11 protein-coding genes and 1 tRNA gene are annotated in these 14,226 nt (G+C 73.9%); 9 read left to right on the top strand and 3 right to left on the bottom strand.

What is annotated here, in order from left to right:
• Positions 1 to 271 precede the first annotated feature (271 nt).
• A complete protein-coding gene (locus tag ACIF80_RS29595) occupies positions 272 to 1,714 on the top strand; it encodes a hypothetical protein (protein ID WP_399810223.1) in 1,443 nt (480 codons plus the stop codon).
• A 75-nt stretch (positions 1,715 to 1,789) separates the two neighbouring features.
• Here ACIF80_RS29595 and ACIF80_RS29590 read toward each other — a convergent pair whose 3' ends face one another.
• Positions 1,790 to 2,386 carry a histidine phosphatase family protein gene (locus ACIF80_RS29590; protein WP_399810222.1) on the bottom strand — a complete coding sequence of 199 codons (597 nt, stop codon included), beginning with the start codon at positions 2,384 to 2,386 and terminating at the stop codon, positions 1,790 to 1,792.
• Between the two features lie 185 nt (positions 2,387 to 2,571).
• On the opposite strand from ACIF80_RS29590, the gene ACIF80_RS29585 reads away from it, so the two are divergent.
• The 7 genes from ACIF80_RS29585 (at position 2,572) to ACIF80_RS29555 (ending at position 9,304) form a co-directional block, all read left to right on the top strand.
• Positions 2,572 to 3,549, top strand: a complete 978-nt coding sequence (locus ACIF80_RS29585; RefSeq protein WP_399810220.1) for a phosphatase PAP2 family protein — start codon at positions 2,572 to 2,574, stop codon at positions 3,547 to 3,549.
• Positions 3,530 to 4,708 (top strand): hypothetical protein, encoded by a 1,179-nt coding sequence (locus tag ACIF80_RS29580; RefSeq protein ID WP_399810268.1) that lies wholly within the window; start codon positions 3,530 to 3,532, stop codon positions 4,706 to 4,708. The genes ACIF80_RS29585 and ACIF80_RS29580 overlap by 20 nt, the downstream gene beginning before the upstream one ends.
• Positions 4,699 to 6,387: a hypothetical protein gene (locus ACIF80_RS29575; protein WP_399810218.1), complete on the top strand. Its 1,689-nt coding sequence runs from the start codon at positions 4,699 to 4,701 to the stop codon at positions 6,385 to 6,387. The genes ACIF80_RS29580 and ACIF80_RS29575 overlap by 10 nt, the downstream gene beginning before the upstream one ends.
• On the top strand, positions 6,384 to 7,733 hold the full coding sequence (locus ACIF80_RS29570) for an AAA domain-containing protein (protein WP_399810217.1): 1,350 nt from the start codon (positions 6,384 to 6,386) through the stop codon (positions 7,731 to 7,733). The genes ACIF80_RS29575 and ACIF80_RS29570 overlap by 4 nt, the downstream gene beginning before the upstream one ends.
• 343 nt (positions 7,734 to 8,076) lie before the next feature.
• A complete protein-coding gene (locus ACIF80_RS29565) occupies positions 8,077 to 8,430 on the top strand; it encodes a hypothetical protein (protein WP_399810216.1) in 354 nt (117 codons plus the stop codon).
• A gap of 174 nt (positions 8,431 to 8,604) precedes the next feature.
• On the top strand, positions 8,605 to 9,240 hold the full coding sequence (locus ACIF80_RS29560; RefSeq protein ID WP_399810214.1) for a bifunctional DNA primase/polymerase: 636 nt from the start codon (positions 8,605 to 8,607) through the stop codon (positions 9,238 to 9,240).
• Positions 9,231 to 9,304 (top strand) — tRNA-Lys (locus ACIF80_RS29555). The genes ACIF80_RS29560 and ACIF80_RS29555 overlap by 10 nt, the downstream gene beginning before the upstream one ends.
• Positions 9,305 to 9,341: 37 nt before the next feature.
• Here ACIF80_RS29555 and ACIF80_RS29550 read toward each other — a convergent pair.
• Positions 9,342 to 10,760 carry a M6 family metalloprotease domain-containing protein gene (locus ACIF80_RS29550; RefSeq protein WP_399810213.1) on the bottom strand — a complete coding sequence of 473 codons (1,419 nt, stop codon included), beginning with the start codon at positions 10,758 to 10,760 and terminating at the stop codon, positions 9,342 to 9,344.
• A gap of 336 nt (positions 10,761 to 11,096) precedes the next feature.
• Here ACIF80_RS29550 and ACIF80_RS29545 point away from each other — a divergent pair, with 336 nt between their 5' ends.
• Entirely contained in the window at positions 11,097 to 13,001 is a 1,905-nt protein-coding gene (locus tag ACIF80_RS29545; protein ID WP_399810211.1) for a putative bifunctional diguanylate cyclase/phosphodiesterase, read from the top strand.
• Here ACIF80_RS29545 and ACIF80_RS29540 read toward each other — a convergent pair.
• Positions 12,974 to 14,101, bottom strand: coding sequence for an LLM class flavin-dependent oxidoreductase (locus ACIF80_RS29540; protein WP_399810209.1), 1,128 nt, complete (start codon positions 14,099 to 14,101; stop codon positions 12,974 to 12,976). The two genes, ACIF80_RS29545 and ACIF80_RS29540, sit on opposite strands and share 28 nt — an antisense overlap.
• Between the last annotated feature and the right edge of the window lie 125 nt (positions 14,102 to 14,226).

Below are 14,226 nucleotides of genomic sequence, written 5' to 3'. Positions count from 1 at the left end.
GTTCTCCGTCCCCCGGTCCACCGGGTTCAACGCCTCGGGCCGTCAACGGCTACGGCGGAACCCAATAGCACAGAATGGCAGTTCATGGCGGATCACGGATGAGATATCCGGTTTGTTGCCAAACTTTGCGTGGCGGCTCCGTCACAGCAGGTACGTTCTTGCCCGCCGGTACCAGAGCGGCGCCGCGCGGCACATGGACGCACCATGACGAACCGCAAGGAACCGCCCTGAGGCCCGGCATGGTTCGACGGTTCGCAGAGAGGACCCGGCCATGGCGTCGTCAACGGTGCCCTCGTCACAGCCCGACCGGCCCCCGCGGCCGAATCTCGTCTTCCGGCAACTGCGCGGACCGCGCTCGCCGGCCGAGTTCGCCGCGTCGGTCCGCCGGGCCGCCCGTGAGATCGGTGAGCGGGTCAGCTGTGACGCGCGGTACGTGCACCGGGTGGAGGCGGGCGAGATCCGCTGCCCCAACTACGCCTATGAACGGGTGTTCCTGCACATGTTCCCCGGCCGCACGCTGACCGACCTGGGCTTCGCGCCCCGCTCGTCGGTCCGCGGGCGCCGGACGCGGGACGACGGGGGCACTCCCCCCGCGCCCGCCGGGACCCCGGCGCTCGTCACGGGTGAGAGCAGCGGGACCCCCGGACCGTATGACACGCAGAACCCGTACGACACGTACCACGACTACGAGGAGAGCGACGTGCTGCGTCGCGCATTCATGACCGGCGGGGGCGCCACGGTGGCCGCCGCCTCACTGGGCCCGCTCGCGCTCGCCCCGGACGCCTCGGCGGCACAGCGCGCCGTGCGCCGCCCCGGTGCGAGCGACGCCGGAGCCCTGGAAGAAGCCGTCCGCCGCATCCGGCTGCTCGACGACCGGCACGGGGCCGACGGCCTCTACCGGCGGGCCTCCGCACCGCTGCGCGCCGCGTACGCCCTGCTCGACGCCGGCGCGACCCGGCAGCGGACGGCGGACCGGCTGTACGCGGGCGCCGGTGAACTGGCCATCTCCGTGGGCTGGCTGGCGCACGACTCGGGCCGTTTCGACGACGCCCGCTCGCACTACGCGGAGGCGCTGGCGACCGCGCGGGTGACGGGGGACCCGGGGCTCGAGGCGCACGCCTTCTGCAACACGGCCTTCCTCGCCCGTGACGCGGGCCGGCCGCGGGAGGCGGTGCGGGCGGCGCAGGCCGCGCAGCGGGCCGCGCGCCCGCTCGGCTCGCCCCGGCTGATGTCGCTGCTGGCACTGCGCGAGGCGGGCGGCTGGGCGGGGCTCGCCGACCGGGCGGGCTGCGAGCAGGCGCTGGCCCGCGCGCAGGCCTACTTCGACCGCGGCACCTCGCCGGCCGACCCCGAATGGATGACCTTCTACGGGAAAGCCGAACTGGAGGGCCTGGAGGCCCAGTGCTGGTCCACCCTGGGCGACTGGCCGCGGGCGGCCCGGCACGCGCGGCGGGCGGCGGAGCTCCAGAACCCGCACTTCACCCGCAACATCGCGCTGTACACGGCGGAGCTGGCGGACGACCTGGCGCGCGGCGGACACCCCGACGAGGCGGCCGCGGCGGGGATGCGGGTACTGGACCTGCTGCCGGAGGTCCAGTCGTCCCGGGTCCGGACGATACTGGCGGGCACCGCCCGCGTCCTGCTCCCGCACCGCCACGCCTCGGGCGTCTCGGCCTTCCTGGACCGCCACGCCTCGCTCCCCCGCGCGGTGTGAGCGGCCCACGCCCGCTGTGAGCGGTGCCCGCGCGGGTGGCCGGCGGGAACAGCGGGAACGGCGGCTCCGGGACGTTCAGCCCGCCAGGTGCCCCAGGTCGTTCCAGCTCTCGACGGCCGGTTCCCCGTACGCCCAGCCCAGGACCGACAGGGAGGTCGGGTTGAGGCGGATACGGGCCGCGAAGTCGAGCGGCAGCCCCAGCCAGCGGGCGCCGATGGAGCGCAGGATGTGCCCGTGGGCGAAGACCAGGACGTCACGGTCGGCGGAGCGCGCCCAGGCCACCACCTCGTCCGCGCGGGCCGTCACCTCGGCGAGGGTCTCCCCCTCGGGGACACCGTCCCGCCAGATCAGCCAGCCGGGGCGGTCCGCCTGTATCTCCGCGGGGGTCAGGCCCTCGTAGGCGCCGTAGTGCCACTCCATGAGGGTGTCCCAGGGCTGCGCGCGCTCGCCGAACCCGGCGAGTTCGCAGGTCTCCCGCGCACGGGAGAGCGGGCTGGTGCGCACCTCGGCGTCCGGCACCCCGTCGTACGGCGGCCGGTGCAGGCGCTCGCCGAGCAGCTTGGCGCCCTGCCGGCCCTCGTCCAGGAGCGGTACGTCGGTCCTGCCGGTGTGCTTGCCGGACAGCGACCACGCGGTCTGTCCGTGCCGGGCCAGCAGCATGCGCGGTGCCATGGGAGACCTTCCAAAGAAATCACAGGCGGAACCCCTCCATCATCGCGCACCCTGGATGCGGGCAACCCGAGGGACGATCCCAGCGTCTATCAGGGCCGAGGCGCCTCCGCGGGGGCGCGTCCACGCCGTAGAGTGGCCGACCGCCATGGGGGCAACCGTATGGGAACGAGGGGGAGGGCGATCGGATGCCGCACACCGAGACACCGGGTACCGAAGGGGCCCCGGCGACCCGGCTGCGCTGGTGGACCGAGCTGCCGCTGATCCTTCTCGTCTACGTCTGCTACTCGGCGGGACGGCTGCTCGTCCGGGGCGACGTCACCGACGCCGTGAACCACGGCCTGGCGATCCTGCGCATCGAGCAGGCGCTGTACCTCAACGCCGAGCACCCGCTGAACCGTCTCTTCACGCGCGAGCCGTGGCTGGGGATACCGGCCGACTTCTGGTACGCGTCGCTGCACTACCTGGTGACGCCCGCGCTCCTGGTCTGGCTGTTCCGCTCCCGCGCGGTGCACTTCCGGGCCGCCCGCACCTGGCTGATGACGTCGACGTTCATCGGGCTGATCGGCTTCACCCTGCTGCCCACCTGCCCGCCCCGGCTGCTCGAGGCGAGCCACGGCTTCGTCGACACCATGGCCCAGTACAGCTCGTACGGCTGGTGGGCCGGCGAGGCCAGCGCCCCCAGAGGGCTGGGCGGCCTGACCAACCAGTACGCGGCGATGCCGAGTCTGCACGTGGGCTGGGCCCTGTGGTGCGGCTTGATCCTGTGGCGGCACGGCGGTACGCGCCTGGCGAAGACCGCCGGTGTGATCTATCCGCTGGTGACGGTCGTCGTGGTGATGGGCACCGCCAACCACTACTTCCTCGACGCGGTCGCGGGTGCCGCCGTGATGGGCGCCGGACTGCTGCTCACGCCGGTCGTGCTGCGGAACACGGACCGGGTGAAGTCCCTCGTGCCGCCGCGCTTCGCACCGGCCCCGGTGGCCTCTTCCGCCTCTGCTGGTTCCCCGATTGTCAGTGACGGATGCCAGACTTCCGCGGGTGAGCAATTTCCAGGGCAGCGGCAGCGACAGCTCGAGCCACGGTTCGCCTCCGGAACCGAGCCGGGCAACTCCCCTCCGGCCCGGGGGGAAGACGCCGAGACAGCTGCGGCACCGGCTCGCTGAGCTGCGCGGTCCGGACGTACGGGCCAAGGCGCTGGACGCGCGCGCCCTGGCCGCCCTGGCCGCCAACCCGGGCTGCGAGCGGCGCGCGATCCTCGACGGCGCGGGGGTCGACAAGGCCACGCTCGCGGGCGCGTTGGGCTCCCCGTCGGTCTTCGGCCAGTCCCAGTTCGCGTTCGTCCGGGGCAACGCGTTCGAGGCCAAGGTCAAGGCCGACGGCGGTACGGAACTGCTGCGGCTGGTCCACGAGAAGCTGGACCGCACGGCCGAACCGCCCGCCGCCGCCCGCGTGCCCGACCTGTCCGCGGCGGGTCACGCGGGGCGTGCGGCGCGTACGGAACTGGCGCTGGGCGAGGCCGTCCTGGCGCCGGGCGAGTGGACGCTGCTCGACCATCCGCTGCTCGCGCTGGACGTCGCCGGCTCCCCGGCCTTCCTGGAACCGGACGCGGTGGTGGTGCACCCGGACGGCAGTTGGACGGTCGTGGAGATCAAGTCCTTCCCCCTGCTGGACGGTTCCGCCGATCCGGCGAAGGTCGGCGCGGCGGCCCGGCAGGCGGCGGTGTACGTACTCGCGCTGGAGGAGGTCGCCGCCCGTCTCGCCACCGCCCCGGACGCCCCCGGGGAGGCCCCCCGGGTGCGGCACCGGATCCTGCTGGTGTGCCCCAAGGACTTCTCCAACCTGCCGACCGCGTCCGCCGTGGACGTGCGCAAGCAGCGCGCGGTGACCGCCCGTCAGCTGGCCCGGCTCACCCGCATCGAGCACATCGCGGACGCGCTCCCCGAAGGCACCTGCTTCGCCCCCGAACTGCCCCGCGAGCGGCTGACGGCGTCCGTGGAGTCCGTCCCGGCGAGCTACGCGCCGGAGTGCCTGTCCGCGTGCGAACTGGCCTTCCACTGCCGGGACCGTTCCCGCGCGCAGGACGCGGTGACCACCCTGGGCCGCCCGGTCCGTGCCGAACTGGGCGGCCTGGCGACGGTCGAGGACGTACTGGCGGCGGCCCGCGGTGAGCTCGGCGACCCCGGTGATCCGACGGTCGCCGCCCTGCGCAGGGCGGCGGCACTGCGCGCGGAGGCACTCGCCGGAGCGGAAGCGCCCACCGGCGCGCAGGCCCTCGCCGGCGTGGCGGGAACCGCCCCCGCGGAGGTGGCCCCTTGTCTCTGATCACCACCCTCGCCCGCCTCGAGGCCGTCAGCACCGGCCGCGCCCGGCCCGCCGCCACCGTCCGGCACCGGCACCTGTCCGAGCGGCCCCTGGTGTTCGTGCCGCTGACCACCGCCGGTGAGGCGGGCGCCCCGCTCGGCGCGCTGGTGGGCACCGACCGGGACGCGCCCCGGCTGCTGGCCGTACCGCAGCCGCGCGACCGCGACCTCAGGTTCGCGTTCCTGGCCGAACTGGCCGACGTGGTCCTGCCCTACATCGACGGCTGCGCCGAGGCCGTGGAGGCCGCGGAGCGCAGCGAGACCGACCCGGAGACCGGCAAGCGGGTCAAGGTCGAGGTCGAACTGTGCGCGGACGCACCGCAGTTGATCGTGCCGAGCCGGGCCGGTGTCGACTTCGTACGGCTCCTCGGCCGTTCCACGCGGTTCAGGCGCACGGCGGAGCAGGATCCGGAGGCGCCCTTCCCGGCGCCGCCCCGGGTGCCGTTGCTCGGGCGGTGGCTGACGCACTTCGGGGAACGGGCCCGGGTGCCCGGGTCGTCGCTGCTGCCCGCCATGACCGATCTGCTGGGCCGGCACTGGGCGACCGGGCAGTCCTCCCTGGAGGACCAGCACCTCGGGGCGCTGCTCGCGTGGATCGACCCGCCCGCGGGCCGCTCGGGTGCCGAGGCCGCGCGGGAGGCGGAGCTGGCGCGGGACGCCGACGGGCAGTTGCGGTGCCCGCCCGCGGGCCCGGCGACCGACCCGGCGTTCGACAACAAGCTGCTCGCCCCGGCGATCGAACGGTACGACCGCGCCCGTACGGCGCTCGCCGCCGCGCAGGACGGCCTGGAGGCCGACGAGCGGCTCGGCGCGCTGACGGCGGCGGAGCGGGAGATCCGCGTCCTGGTGGAGAGCCGTACGCGGCCCACCTGGGACGCGGTGTGGCGGGGCCTGGACCTGCTGCGCGCGCTGCCGGAGGGCGCGCGGGTCGAGGAGCGGTGGACGCGCGACCGCTGGTCGTTCACCGGCCACCGGGACCGGGTCCTGGCCGGAGAGCCGCCGCAGCCGCGCCGCGACGACGCGGTGACCGCGGCCAACAAGCTCGCCACGCGCGAGCGGGAGCAGGCCCGGCTGGAAGCTCAGGAGGCCTTGGACGACCCGCTGGTGATGGCGGGCCGGCGGCTGTCCGGGGAGGCCTTCGCGGGCGAGGTCACCGACGTCGTCATGGCGTACAGCGAGAGCAAGCGGCCGAGCCCCCGCCCGCTGGTCACCGTCCGCACGGACGACCGCCCGCACCTGGCCGTGCGGACCCGGGTGTACCGCTCGCTCGGCGGAAAACCGCAGGCGGCCGAGTTCGTCGGGTACGAGGACGAGACCGACGGGCACGGGAGGGACCGCACCGAAGAGGGGCCGCCCGGGGAGGGGCCGTCCGGGGAGGGGCCGTCCGGGGCAGGGCCGGCCACCGGCGGGCTGCTCGTTCTGCGGATCATGGACAAGATGGGCCGCGGCAAGGAGCCGGAGGCGGGCTCGGTGCCGGAGAAGGGCGACCGCCTCTGCTTCACGCTGTTCGAGCACGAGCCGCGCGGCGGGGCGAAACTGCCCGATCCGGAGGAGACGCCGTGGACGCACGGCGGCCCGCCCGGTGCGGAGGCCGCCACGCGGGAGCCCGCCGACCCGGTGACCGAGGAGGACGTGCTGTGACCCGCTCATCCACCGAGGTGGTCTTCGACGCCGGCGCGGCCGCCACCCGTGCCACCGACGCGATCCTGCGCGACACCCTGCACGGCACCGCCCGCGGTGTGGTCGTCGACTCCCCGCCCGGCGCCGGCAAGTCCACCCTCGTGGTCCGCGCGGCGCTGGAACTGGCCGACGCGGGACGCCCGTTGATGGTGGTGGCGCAGACCAACGCCCAGGTCGACGACCTGGTGCTGCGGCTCGCCGAGAAGAACCCCGGGCTGCCGGTCGGCCGGCTGCACAGCAGCGACACCGACCCGTACGACAAGGCGCTCGACGGACTGGACAACGTCCGCAAGTCGGCGAAGGCGGCCGACCTCGCCGGGCTCGACGTGGTCATCTCGACGGCCGCCAAGTGGGCGCACGTCAAGGGTGTCGAGCCGTGGGCGCACGCGATCGTCGACGAGGCGTACCAGATGCGTTCGGACGCGCTGCTCGCCGTGGCCGGGCTGTTCGAGCGGGCGCTGTTCGTGGGGGATCCGGGGCAGCTGGACCCGTTCTCGATCGTGGGCAGCGAGCAGTGGGCGGGGCTGTCGTACGACCCGTCCGCGTCCGCCGTGACCACGCTGCTCGCGCACAATCCCGAGCTGCCGCAGCACCGCCTGCCGGTGTCGTGGCGGCTGCCCGCCTCGGCGGCGCCCCTGGTGTCGGACGCGTTCTACCCGTACACGCCGTTCCGCAGCGGCACCGGGCACGGCGACCGGCGGCTCGCGCTCGGGGTTCCGTCGGACGGTTCGGGGCCCGACCATGTGATCGACGAGGCCGCCGAGTCCGGCTGGGGCCTGCTGGAGCTGCCCGCCCGGCACACCCCGCGCACCGACCCGGAGGCGGTGCGGGCGGTGGCGCTGGTGGTCCGCCGGCTGCTGGACCGGGAGGGCGCGTCGGTCTCGGAGCGGTCCGAGGACGCGGTGCCGCTCACCGCCGACCGGATCGCCGTCGGCACCGCGCACCGCGACCAGGCGGCGGCGGTACGGGCGGCGCTGGCCGAGCTGGGGGCGGCGGACGTCACCGTCGACACGGCGAACCGGCTCCAGGGGAGGGAGTTCGACGTCACGGTGGTGCTGCACCCGCTGTCCGGCCGCCCCGACGCCACCGCCTTCCACCTGGAGACGGGCCGGCTGTGCGTGCTGGCCTCCCGGCATCGGCACGCCTGCATCGTGGTGTGCCGGGCGGGTGTCGGCGAGCTGCTGGACGCGTACCCGTCGACGGAACCGGTCCAGCTGGGCACCCTCGTGAAGTTCCCGGACGGCTGGGAGGCCAATCACGCGGTCCTGGCCCACCTCGCACGACACCGGATCACCTGGCAGCCCTGACCCCCGACCCCGGCACCCGCCCGGCAGACGATCAGCACGGCACCGGGCCGCCCGCCGGACGGAGTCCGGCACACCGCCGGAGGCGGCCAACGGTCACAGCCCGGACGGCTGGGAGGCCCATCACGCGGTCCTGGCCCACCTCGCACGACACCGGATCACCTGGCAGCCCTGACCCCCCGGCCCCGGCACCTGACCCCGGCAGATGATCAGCACGGCACCGGGCCGCCCGGCAGTCCTGACCCCACCGGCCCCGAGGCCCTCTTGCGGGACGCGGGAGAATGGAAGGTGGCCCGCTCCCCCAGTGGGCCGAAGCGCACGCACGAGCAAGGACGAAGGAGAAGACATGGCGGAGCCCACGCCGCGTCGGGACGAACCGCGGCTACGCCCCGCGCCCCTGTTGTTCGAGCCCACGGCAGCGGCCGCCGATCCGGAGCACTTCTTCGACCTGGAGTCGATCGACGACCCGCGCGCCCTGCTGGAGCGGGCGACGGAACTGACGCTCGCGTTCCGCGCGGCGGCGGACCGGGCGATGGAGTTCCAGGCGATGGCGGCGGCCCAGCTGGCCGACCCCCGGCGCTTCGACCGGCTGACGACCGCCGACATCTCCGAGCGGGCCGAATGGACCGAGGACTACGCGAAGAAGATGGTCGAGTTCGGCCGGGACCTCTTGCGCGGGGACGACGCCGGGACCACGTAGGACGTGCGTGAGGCTCTACGCCTCTCGTACGGCCGACCCCCTACCGGCCCAAAGCCGCCCGGTCGAACAGGTGTGGCATATGCCAGGCGGGCACCATACCCCCCGCCCCTCCCCCTCGTCCCCGGTTCCCGCAACCCTGGGAAACCGTTCCCTCACCGCCGGTAGACAGACGGCATGAGCAGTACACGCAACGCCCCCGATGCCGGCCGTGCCACCGGCGCCACCGATGCCACCGGGGTCACCCCGGACGGCGCCGCCTGGCTCGCCTCCGCAGGAACGTATCCGCGCAGCACGCTCTCCCTCTGGGAGGAGCGGCCGGACGCGCCGGTCGTGCTGCCCTGCGGCTCCGTCTTCGATGTGGTGAGCGCGCCCTCCACCTTCGGGCGCCGGATGCTGGACCGGATGTGGGACGAAGGCCCGGGCTCCGGTCCGGTGGCCGGGTTCCGCGGCCGGATGCTGCTGTTCGCGGCGCCCGGCACCGCCCAGCGGCTGCCCGCGCTGCTGGGGTGGGAGGAGTGGGACGCCCGCGGCAGGGACACCGGGGAGGCCGGCCGTACGGGCGAGGTTCCGCCGCTGCTGTGCCACGGCACCGGAGACGCGGTGACCGTTCCGGCACCGGCTCCCGGCGCCCGCGCGGACCGCTCCGGCTCCCGCTGGCTGGTGGCCCCGGACACGCGTCACCCCTGGCTGCCGGGCCCGGAGGTGCTGCTCTGGGCGGCCGTACGGGCGGCCCGCGCGGCCGTGCGGATATCGATTTTTCCTCCCGCCGACCAGGGTGCTAATGTCTACGACGTCAGCAGGCGCCGCTAGCTCAGTTGGTTAGAGCAGCTGACTCTTAATCAGCGGGTCCGGGGTTCGAGTCCCTGGCGGCGCACGACACGGAAAGGCCTCTTGCGACAGCAAGGGGCCTTTTACGCGTCCCGCCCGCCCCCGCCCGCACTCCCGCCCCCGTCCCGGCCGGTACTGATCTGCACCGTCCAGGCGCCCGAGGCCGTACGCCCCTCCACCTCCACCCGTACGCCCTCCCCCGGCACCGTGAAGCTCTCGCCGAGGGCGACCGGGGCGTCCGCGAGGGGCGGGTAGACCGAGTCCCCCCAGCAGGCCTCCGTGCGCGGGTGGGCGTCGATCACCTGGACCGGGCCGTCCCCGGACCGGGTGGTGACGCTCACCCGGTAGACCAGCACCCCCGACCGGCAGGCACCCGCGTCGTCGCCGACGGGGCTGCGCGCCTCGAAGGCGAGCACGGTGTCCGGGCCGGTGCGCACCACCGCGAGCTTGATCCCCCGGCCCAGCCCGAAGGAGGGCGCCCCGGCGGCCCCCGTCACCGGCACCCCGGGTCCCGCCCCCAGCGGTTCCAGCGTCAGCCGTACCGGCCCCGTGCCCCGCACGCACCGCACCTGCCGGGAACCCAGCCAGCCCAGCTTCCACTTGTGCCAGCCCAACAGGTCGGGCGCGAGCGCGAACTGGCTGCCCATCAGGTCCCAGTCGCCGACGTGGGTGTCCCAGTCGCCCTTGCCGTCCACGGGCCGGTGGTAGAGGTCGGGGAGGTCGAAGACATGGCCGGTCTCGTGGGCGAGGACCAGCCGGTCCGGGGGATGGTCCTCGAACACGGTGACGACCCGGCGGATGTCGGTGCCGTCCGCCCGCAGCGGGGTGTCCAGGTTGACGACCTTCGTCGCGTCGGAGTCCACACCGGGCGCGTCCGGGTCGGCGACGAAGTACACGACGTCGTACCGCGAGAAGTCGACCCGCGGGTCGGCCGCGGCGAGCGCGTCGCGCAGATAGGCGGAGCGGTGCCGCGTGGTCCAGTCACGCTGTATGGCGTAGGCGGTGGACGGGCGCGGCATCCGGATCCAGTCGCGCAGGGCGTGCGGGTGCAGGGAGAACCTGCCGTAGGAGGCCCGGTGGAAGAAGTCGCTGGTGGCGGGGAAGTGGTCGGCTGCCAGCTCCTCGGGGGTGGTCAGCGGGTGCGAGTCCGGGAAGGACAGGAACACCATGACCGCGTTCAGCCGGCCGGCCGGGCGGGGGTAGGCGGCGTTCCAGGTGTCCAGCCCTTCCGAGTGGTGCGCGGCGGTGCGGGTCAGGGCGCACGGCGCCGCGGAGAACGGCCCGTCCTCGGAGGGGGCGCTCACCATGGAGGTCGCCGCGAGCGCCGACATGGTGGTGCACACGGCCGTGGTGCCGCGCAACCGGGGGCGCGACAACGGACCGCCCGGCCCCGGCCGGTCCGGCACCGGGAATCCCGCTCTCAGCCACCCCGCCACCCCCAGACGGCCCAACCCCCTCAGAACCTCACGGCCGAGTCCTCTCAAAGGGAGCTGACGCGGCACGGGGACCTCCGGGAGACGGTTCACGGGACACCGCACCCAGACTGTGGTGGTTTGCAGTCATACGCACTGTTTATCTACACCGGACGGGTGAGGGAGCGTCCAGTCCGTTCACGAGTGACACCCCGAACCACTCACGGAACGTCACAACTGGTCGGAGGCCTGAAGAAGCCGCCCACCTCCGAGCAGAAACGATCTGGCAGAGATGCGGGACCGTCCTGGACACTGGAGAGTGACTGGAAGGGCTTCAGGGAGACCTCTATGATCGGCACACTTTCCTGAGACATTCCTGAGGCTTTCCGGCACGGACGGCGATCGAGTGCACGGCGGGAGCGAGCGGTGAGCGGAACGTCCCAAGGGCCGACGCCCGCAGCAGATCCCAACCGGCCGACCGTCACGGAGAGTGAGATCACTGCCCCACCCCGTGCCGGACGCGCCGACCTCCCTCCCCCTCCGTCGTACCGCTCGGTCTTCGCGGCCTCTCCGCTCGCCATGGCCGTGGTCGGCCGTGACGGCAGGGTGATCAGCGCCAACGGCACGCTCGCCGACCTGCTGGGACGCGCCCCGGACACCCTGGTCGGCGCGGTCGCCGCCGACCTGGTGGACCTCCCCTCCGACGCCCGCGCCTGGCACGCCTACCGCGACCTGCTGAGCGGCCGGCAGGGCCGGCTGCGCTGCACGCGCCGGCTCAAGCACCCCGAGGGGCACTCCCTGTGGGTGCAGGTGTCGGTCGCCCCGCTCCCCCCGGACGACGGTGCCGCCCACGGCGAGTACGACGCACACGACCCGCACGACGGACACGACCCGCACGGCGTACTGCTCTCGGTCACCGACGTCAGCGCCCGCCACGAACTCCAGGCCCGGCTGCGGCACTTGCAGATGCACGACCCGGTGACCCGGCTGCCCAACCGCACCCTGTTCTTCGAACGGCTGACGGCCGCCCTGGAGGCCGAGTCGTACGAGCAGAGCGGCACCGGCCGGATCGGGCTCTGCTCCCTGGACCTCGACGGCTTCAAGGCCATCAACGACGCCCTGGGCCACCGCGTCGGCGACCGGCTGCTGGCCGCCGTCGCCGAACGGCTGCTGCTGTGCGCCGAGGAGGCGGGCCGGGCCAGGACCGGCACCCCACTGGTGGCCCGGCTCGGCGGGGACGAGTTCGCGCTGCTGGTCGAGGACTCCACGGGCACCGAACAGCTCGCCGACCTCGCCGAGTCGGTGCTCGCCGCGATCCAGGACCCCTTCGACGTGGCCGGCCAGCGGCTGTCGGTGTCGGCGTCCATCGGCGTGGTCGAACGGCACGCGGCCGGGACCACGCCCACCGCGCTGATGCAGGCCGCCGACACGACCCTCTACTGGGCGAAGGCCGACGGCAAGTCCCGCTGGACGCTCTTCGACCCGGAGCGCAACGCGCACCGCATGACCCGCCAGGCCCTCGCCTCCGCGCTCCGCCCCGCCGTCGAACGGGGCGAGTTCGCGCTGGAGTACCAGCCGCTGGTCGGCATGGAGGACGACCGGGTGCACGGGGTGGAGGCCCTGGTCCGCTGGAACCACCCGCAGTTCGGCACGCTGACGCCGAATCGGTTCATCTCCATCGCCGAGGAGGACGGCTCGATCGTCAAGCTCGGCCGCTGGGTGCTGCGCACCGCCTGCCGGCAGGCCCGAAGCTGGCAGGTCGAGCACCCCGGGGAGCCGCCGATCTTCGTCAGCGTGAACGTGGCGGTCCGTCAGGTCTGGGACTCCGACCTGGTGGCGGACGTCGCCGAGACCCTGAAGGAGACGGGCCTGGCGCCGGAGCTGCTCCAGCTGGAGCTGACCGAGTCCGCGGTGATGGGCTCCTCGGGCCGGCCGCTCCAGGCACTGACCGCGCTCAGCGAGATGGGCGTCCGCATCGCCATCGACGACTTCGGCACCGGCTACTCGAACCTGGCCTACCTCAGCCGGCTCCCGGTGTCGGTGCTGAAACTGGACGGTGCCTTCGTCCGCGGCTTCCAGTACGAGGACCGGGCCGCGGCGCCCAGCCCGGCGGACGAGGCCATCGTCGAGGCGATGGTGCAGCTCGCCCACCGGCTGGGGCTGACGGTCACCGCGGAGTGCGTGGAGACCTCGGCGCAGGCCACCCGGCTGCGCCGGATCGGGTGCGACACCGGCCAGGGCTGGCTGTACTCCCGTCCGGTGCCGCCGGACCGCATCTCCGAACTGCTGGGCACCCCGGGGGTTCAGGCGGACGTCGTCGGCAACCCGTAGGCGTCGGCTATGAGTTCGTAGGACCGCAGGCGGACGTCACCGCTGTGCGCGTTGGCCGTGATCATCAGCTCGTCGGCGCCGGTGCGCTTCTGCAGGTCGTCCAGACCGGCGCGGACCTCGTCCGGGGTGCCGTGCACGACGTTGGCGTTCCACGAGTCGACGAAGTCCTGCTCCACCGGCGAGAACGGGTGCGCCTCGGCCTCCTCGGGCGTGGGAACCAGGCCGGGGCGGCCGGTGCGCAGCCGGACCATGTTGAGCGCGGCGGCCAGGACCTGGCGCCGGGCCTCGTTCCCGTCCTCGCTCGCGAGCGCGGAGACGCCGATCAGGGCGTAGGGCTCGTCGAGGACGTCGCTCGGGCTGAACGACTCGCGGTAGAGGTCCAGCGCGGGAATCGTGTTCTGCGCCGAGAAGTGGTGGGCGAAGGCGAAGGGCAGGCCGAGCATGCCGGCCAGCCGGGCGCTGAACCCGGAGGAACCGAGCAGCCAGACCGGCGGCCGGTGCGGCGACTGCACCCCGCCCGGCGAGGTCGCCTGGACCGGGCCGGGGACGGCGTGGATCCGGCGGTAGCGGTGACCGTCGGGGAAGTCGTCGTCCAGGAAGCGGATCAGCTCGGCGAGCTGCTGGGGGAAGTCGTCGGCGCCCTCGTTCAGCCTGTCACTGCGGCGCAGGGCGGCGGCGGTGGCGCCGTCGGTGCCGGGGGCGCGGCCGAGGCCGAGGTCGATCCGGCCGGGGGCCATGGCCTCCAGCGTGCCGAACTGCTCGGCGATGACGAGCGGGGCGTGGTTGGGCAGCATCACCCCGCCCGAACCGAGCCGGATGCGCTCGGTGTACGCGGCGAGGTGGGCCAGGATCACGGCCGGGGACGAGGACGCCACCCCCGGCATGGAGTGGTGCTCGGCGACCCAGTGGCGGTGGAAGCCGCGCGCCTCGGCGAACCGGGCGAGCTCGACACTGGTGCGCAGCGCGTCGGAGGCGGTCTGGCCGGCGCCGACCGTGACCAGGTCCAGCACGGACAGCGGAACGGGTGCCGAGCCGTGCGTCACGCCCCGGATCTCTTCCGCTCCTCGGTCCTCGGCGCCTGCGGTGTCGTCTGCGGCCACGGTGGGGTGCCTCCTGTTTCGGGTGACGTTCGCCGTCGTCGGAAACAGGAGGCCTCCTCCGCTTATTCCCTGGCGGGACGCCCGGGGATCTCCGCGCGGCCCCGATCGATCCCGCGCGACGCACG

Origin of the sequence: Streptomyces sp. NPDC085927 (assembly GCF_044540975.1) — a bacterium.
Lineage (GTDB): Bacteria > Actinomycetota > Actinomycetes > Streptomycetales > Streptomycetaceae > Streptomyces > Streptomyces hirsutus.
The sequence above is the reverse complement of the archived record's forward strand: the minus strand, read 5'-3'. Positions and strand labels throughout refer to the sequence as shown.

Bases quoted from the DNA above. Each gene is read 5' to 3' on its own strand.
- ACIF80_RS29565 (WP_399810216.1), top strand. From the start codon at position 8,077: ATGGCGGAGCCCACGCCGCGTCGGGACGAACCGCGGCTACGCCCCGCG.
- ACIF80_RS29585 (WP_399810220.1), top strand. From the start codon at position 2,572: ATGCCGCACACCGAGACACCGGGTACCGAAGGGGCCCCGGCGACCCGG.
- ACIF80_RS29590 (WP_399810222.1), bottom strand. From the start codon at position 2,386: ATGGCACCGCGCATGCTGCTGGCCCGGCACGGACAGACCGCGTGGTCG.
- ACIF80_RS29560 (WP_399810214.1), top strand. From the start codon at position 8,605: ATGAGCAGTACACGCAACGCCCCCGATGCCGGCCGTGCCACCGGCGCC.
- ACIF80_RS29595 (WP_399810223.1), top strand. From the start codon at position 272: ATGGCGTCGTCAACGGTGCCCTCGTCACAGCCCGACCGGCCCCCGCGG.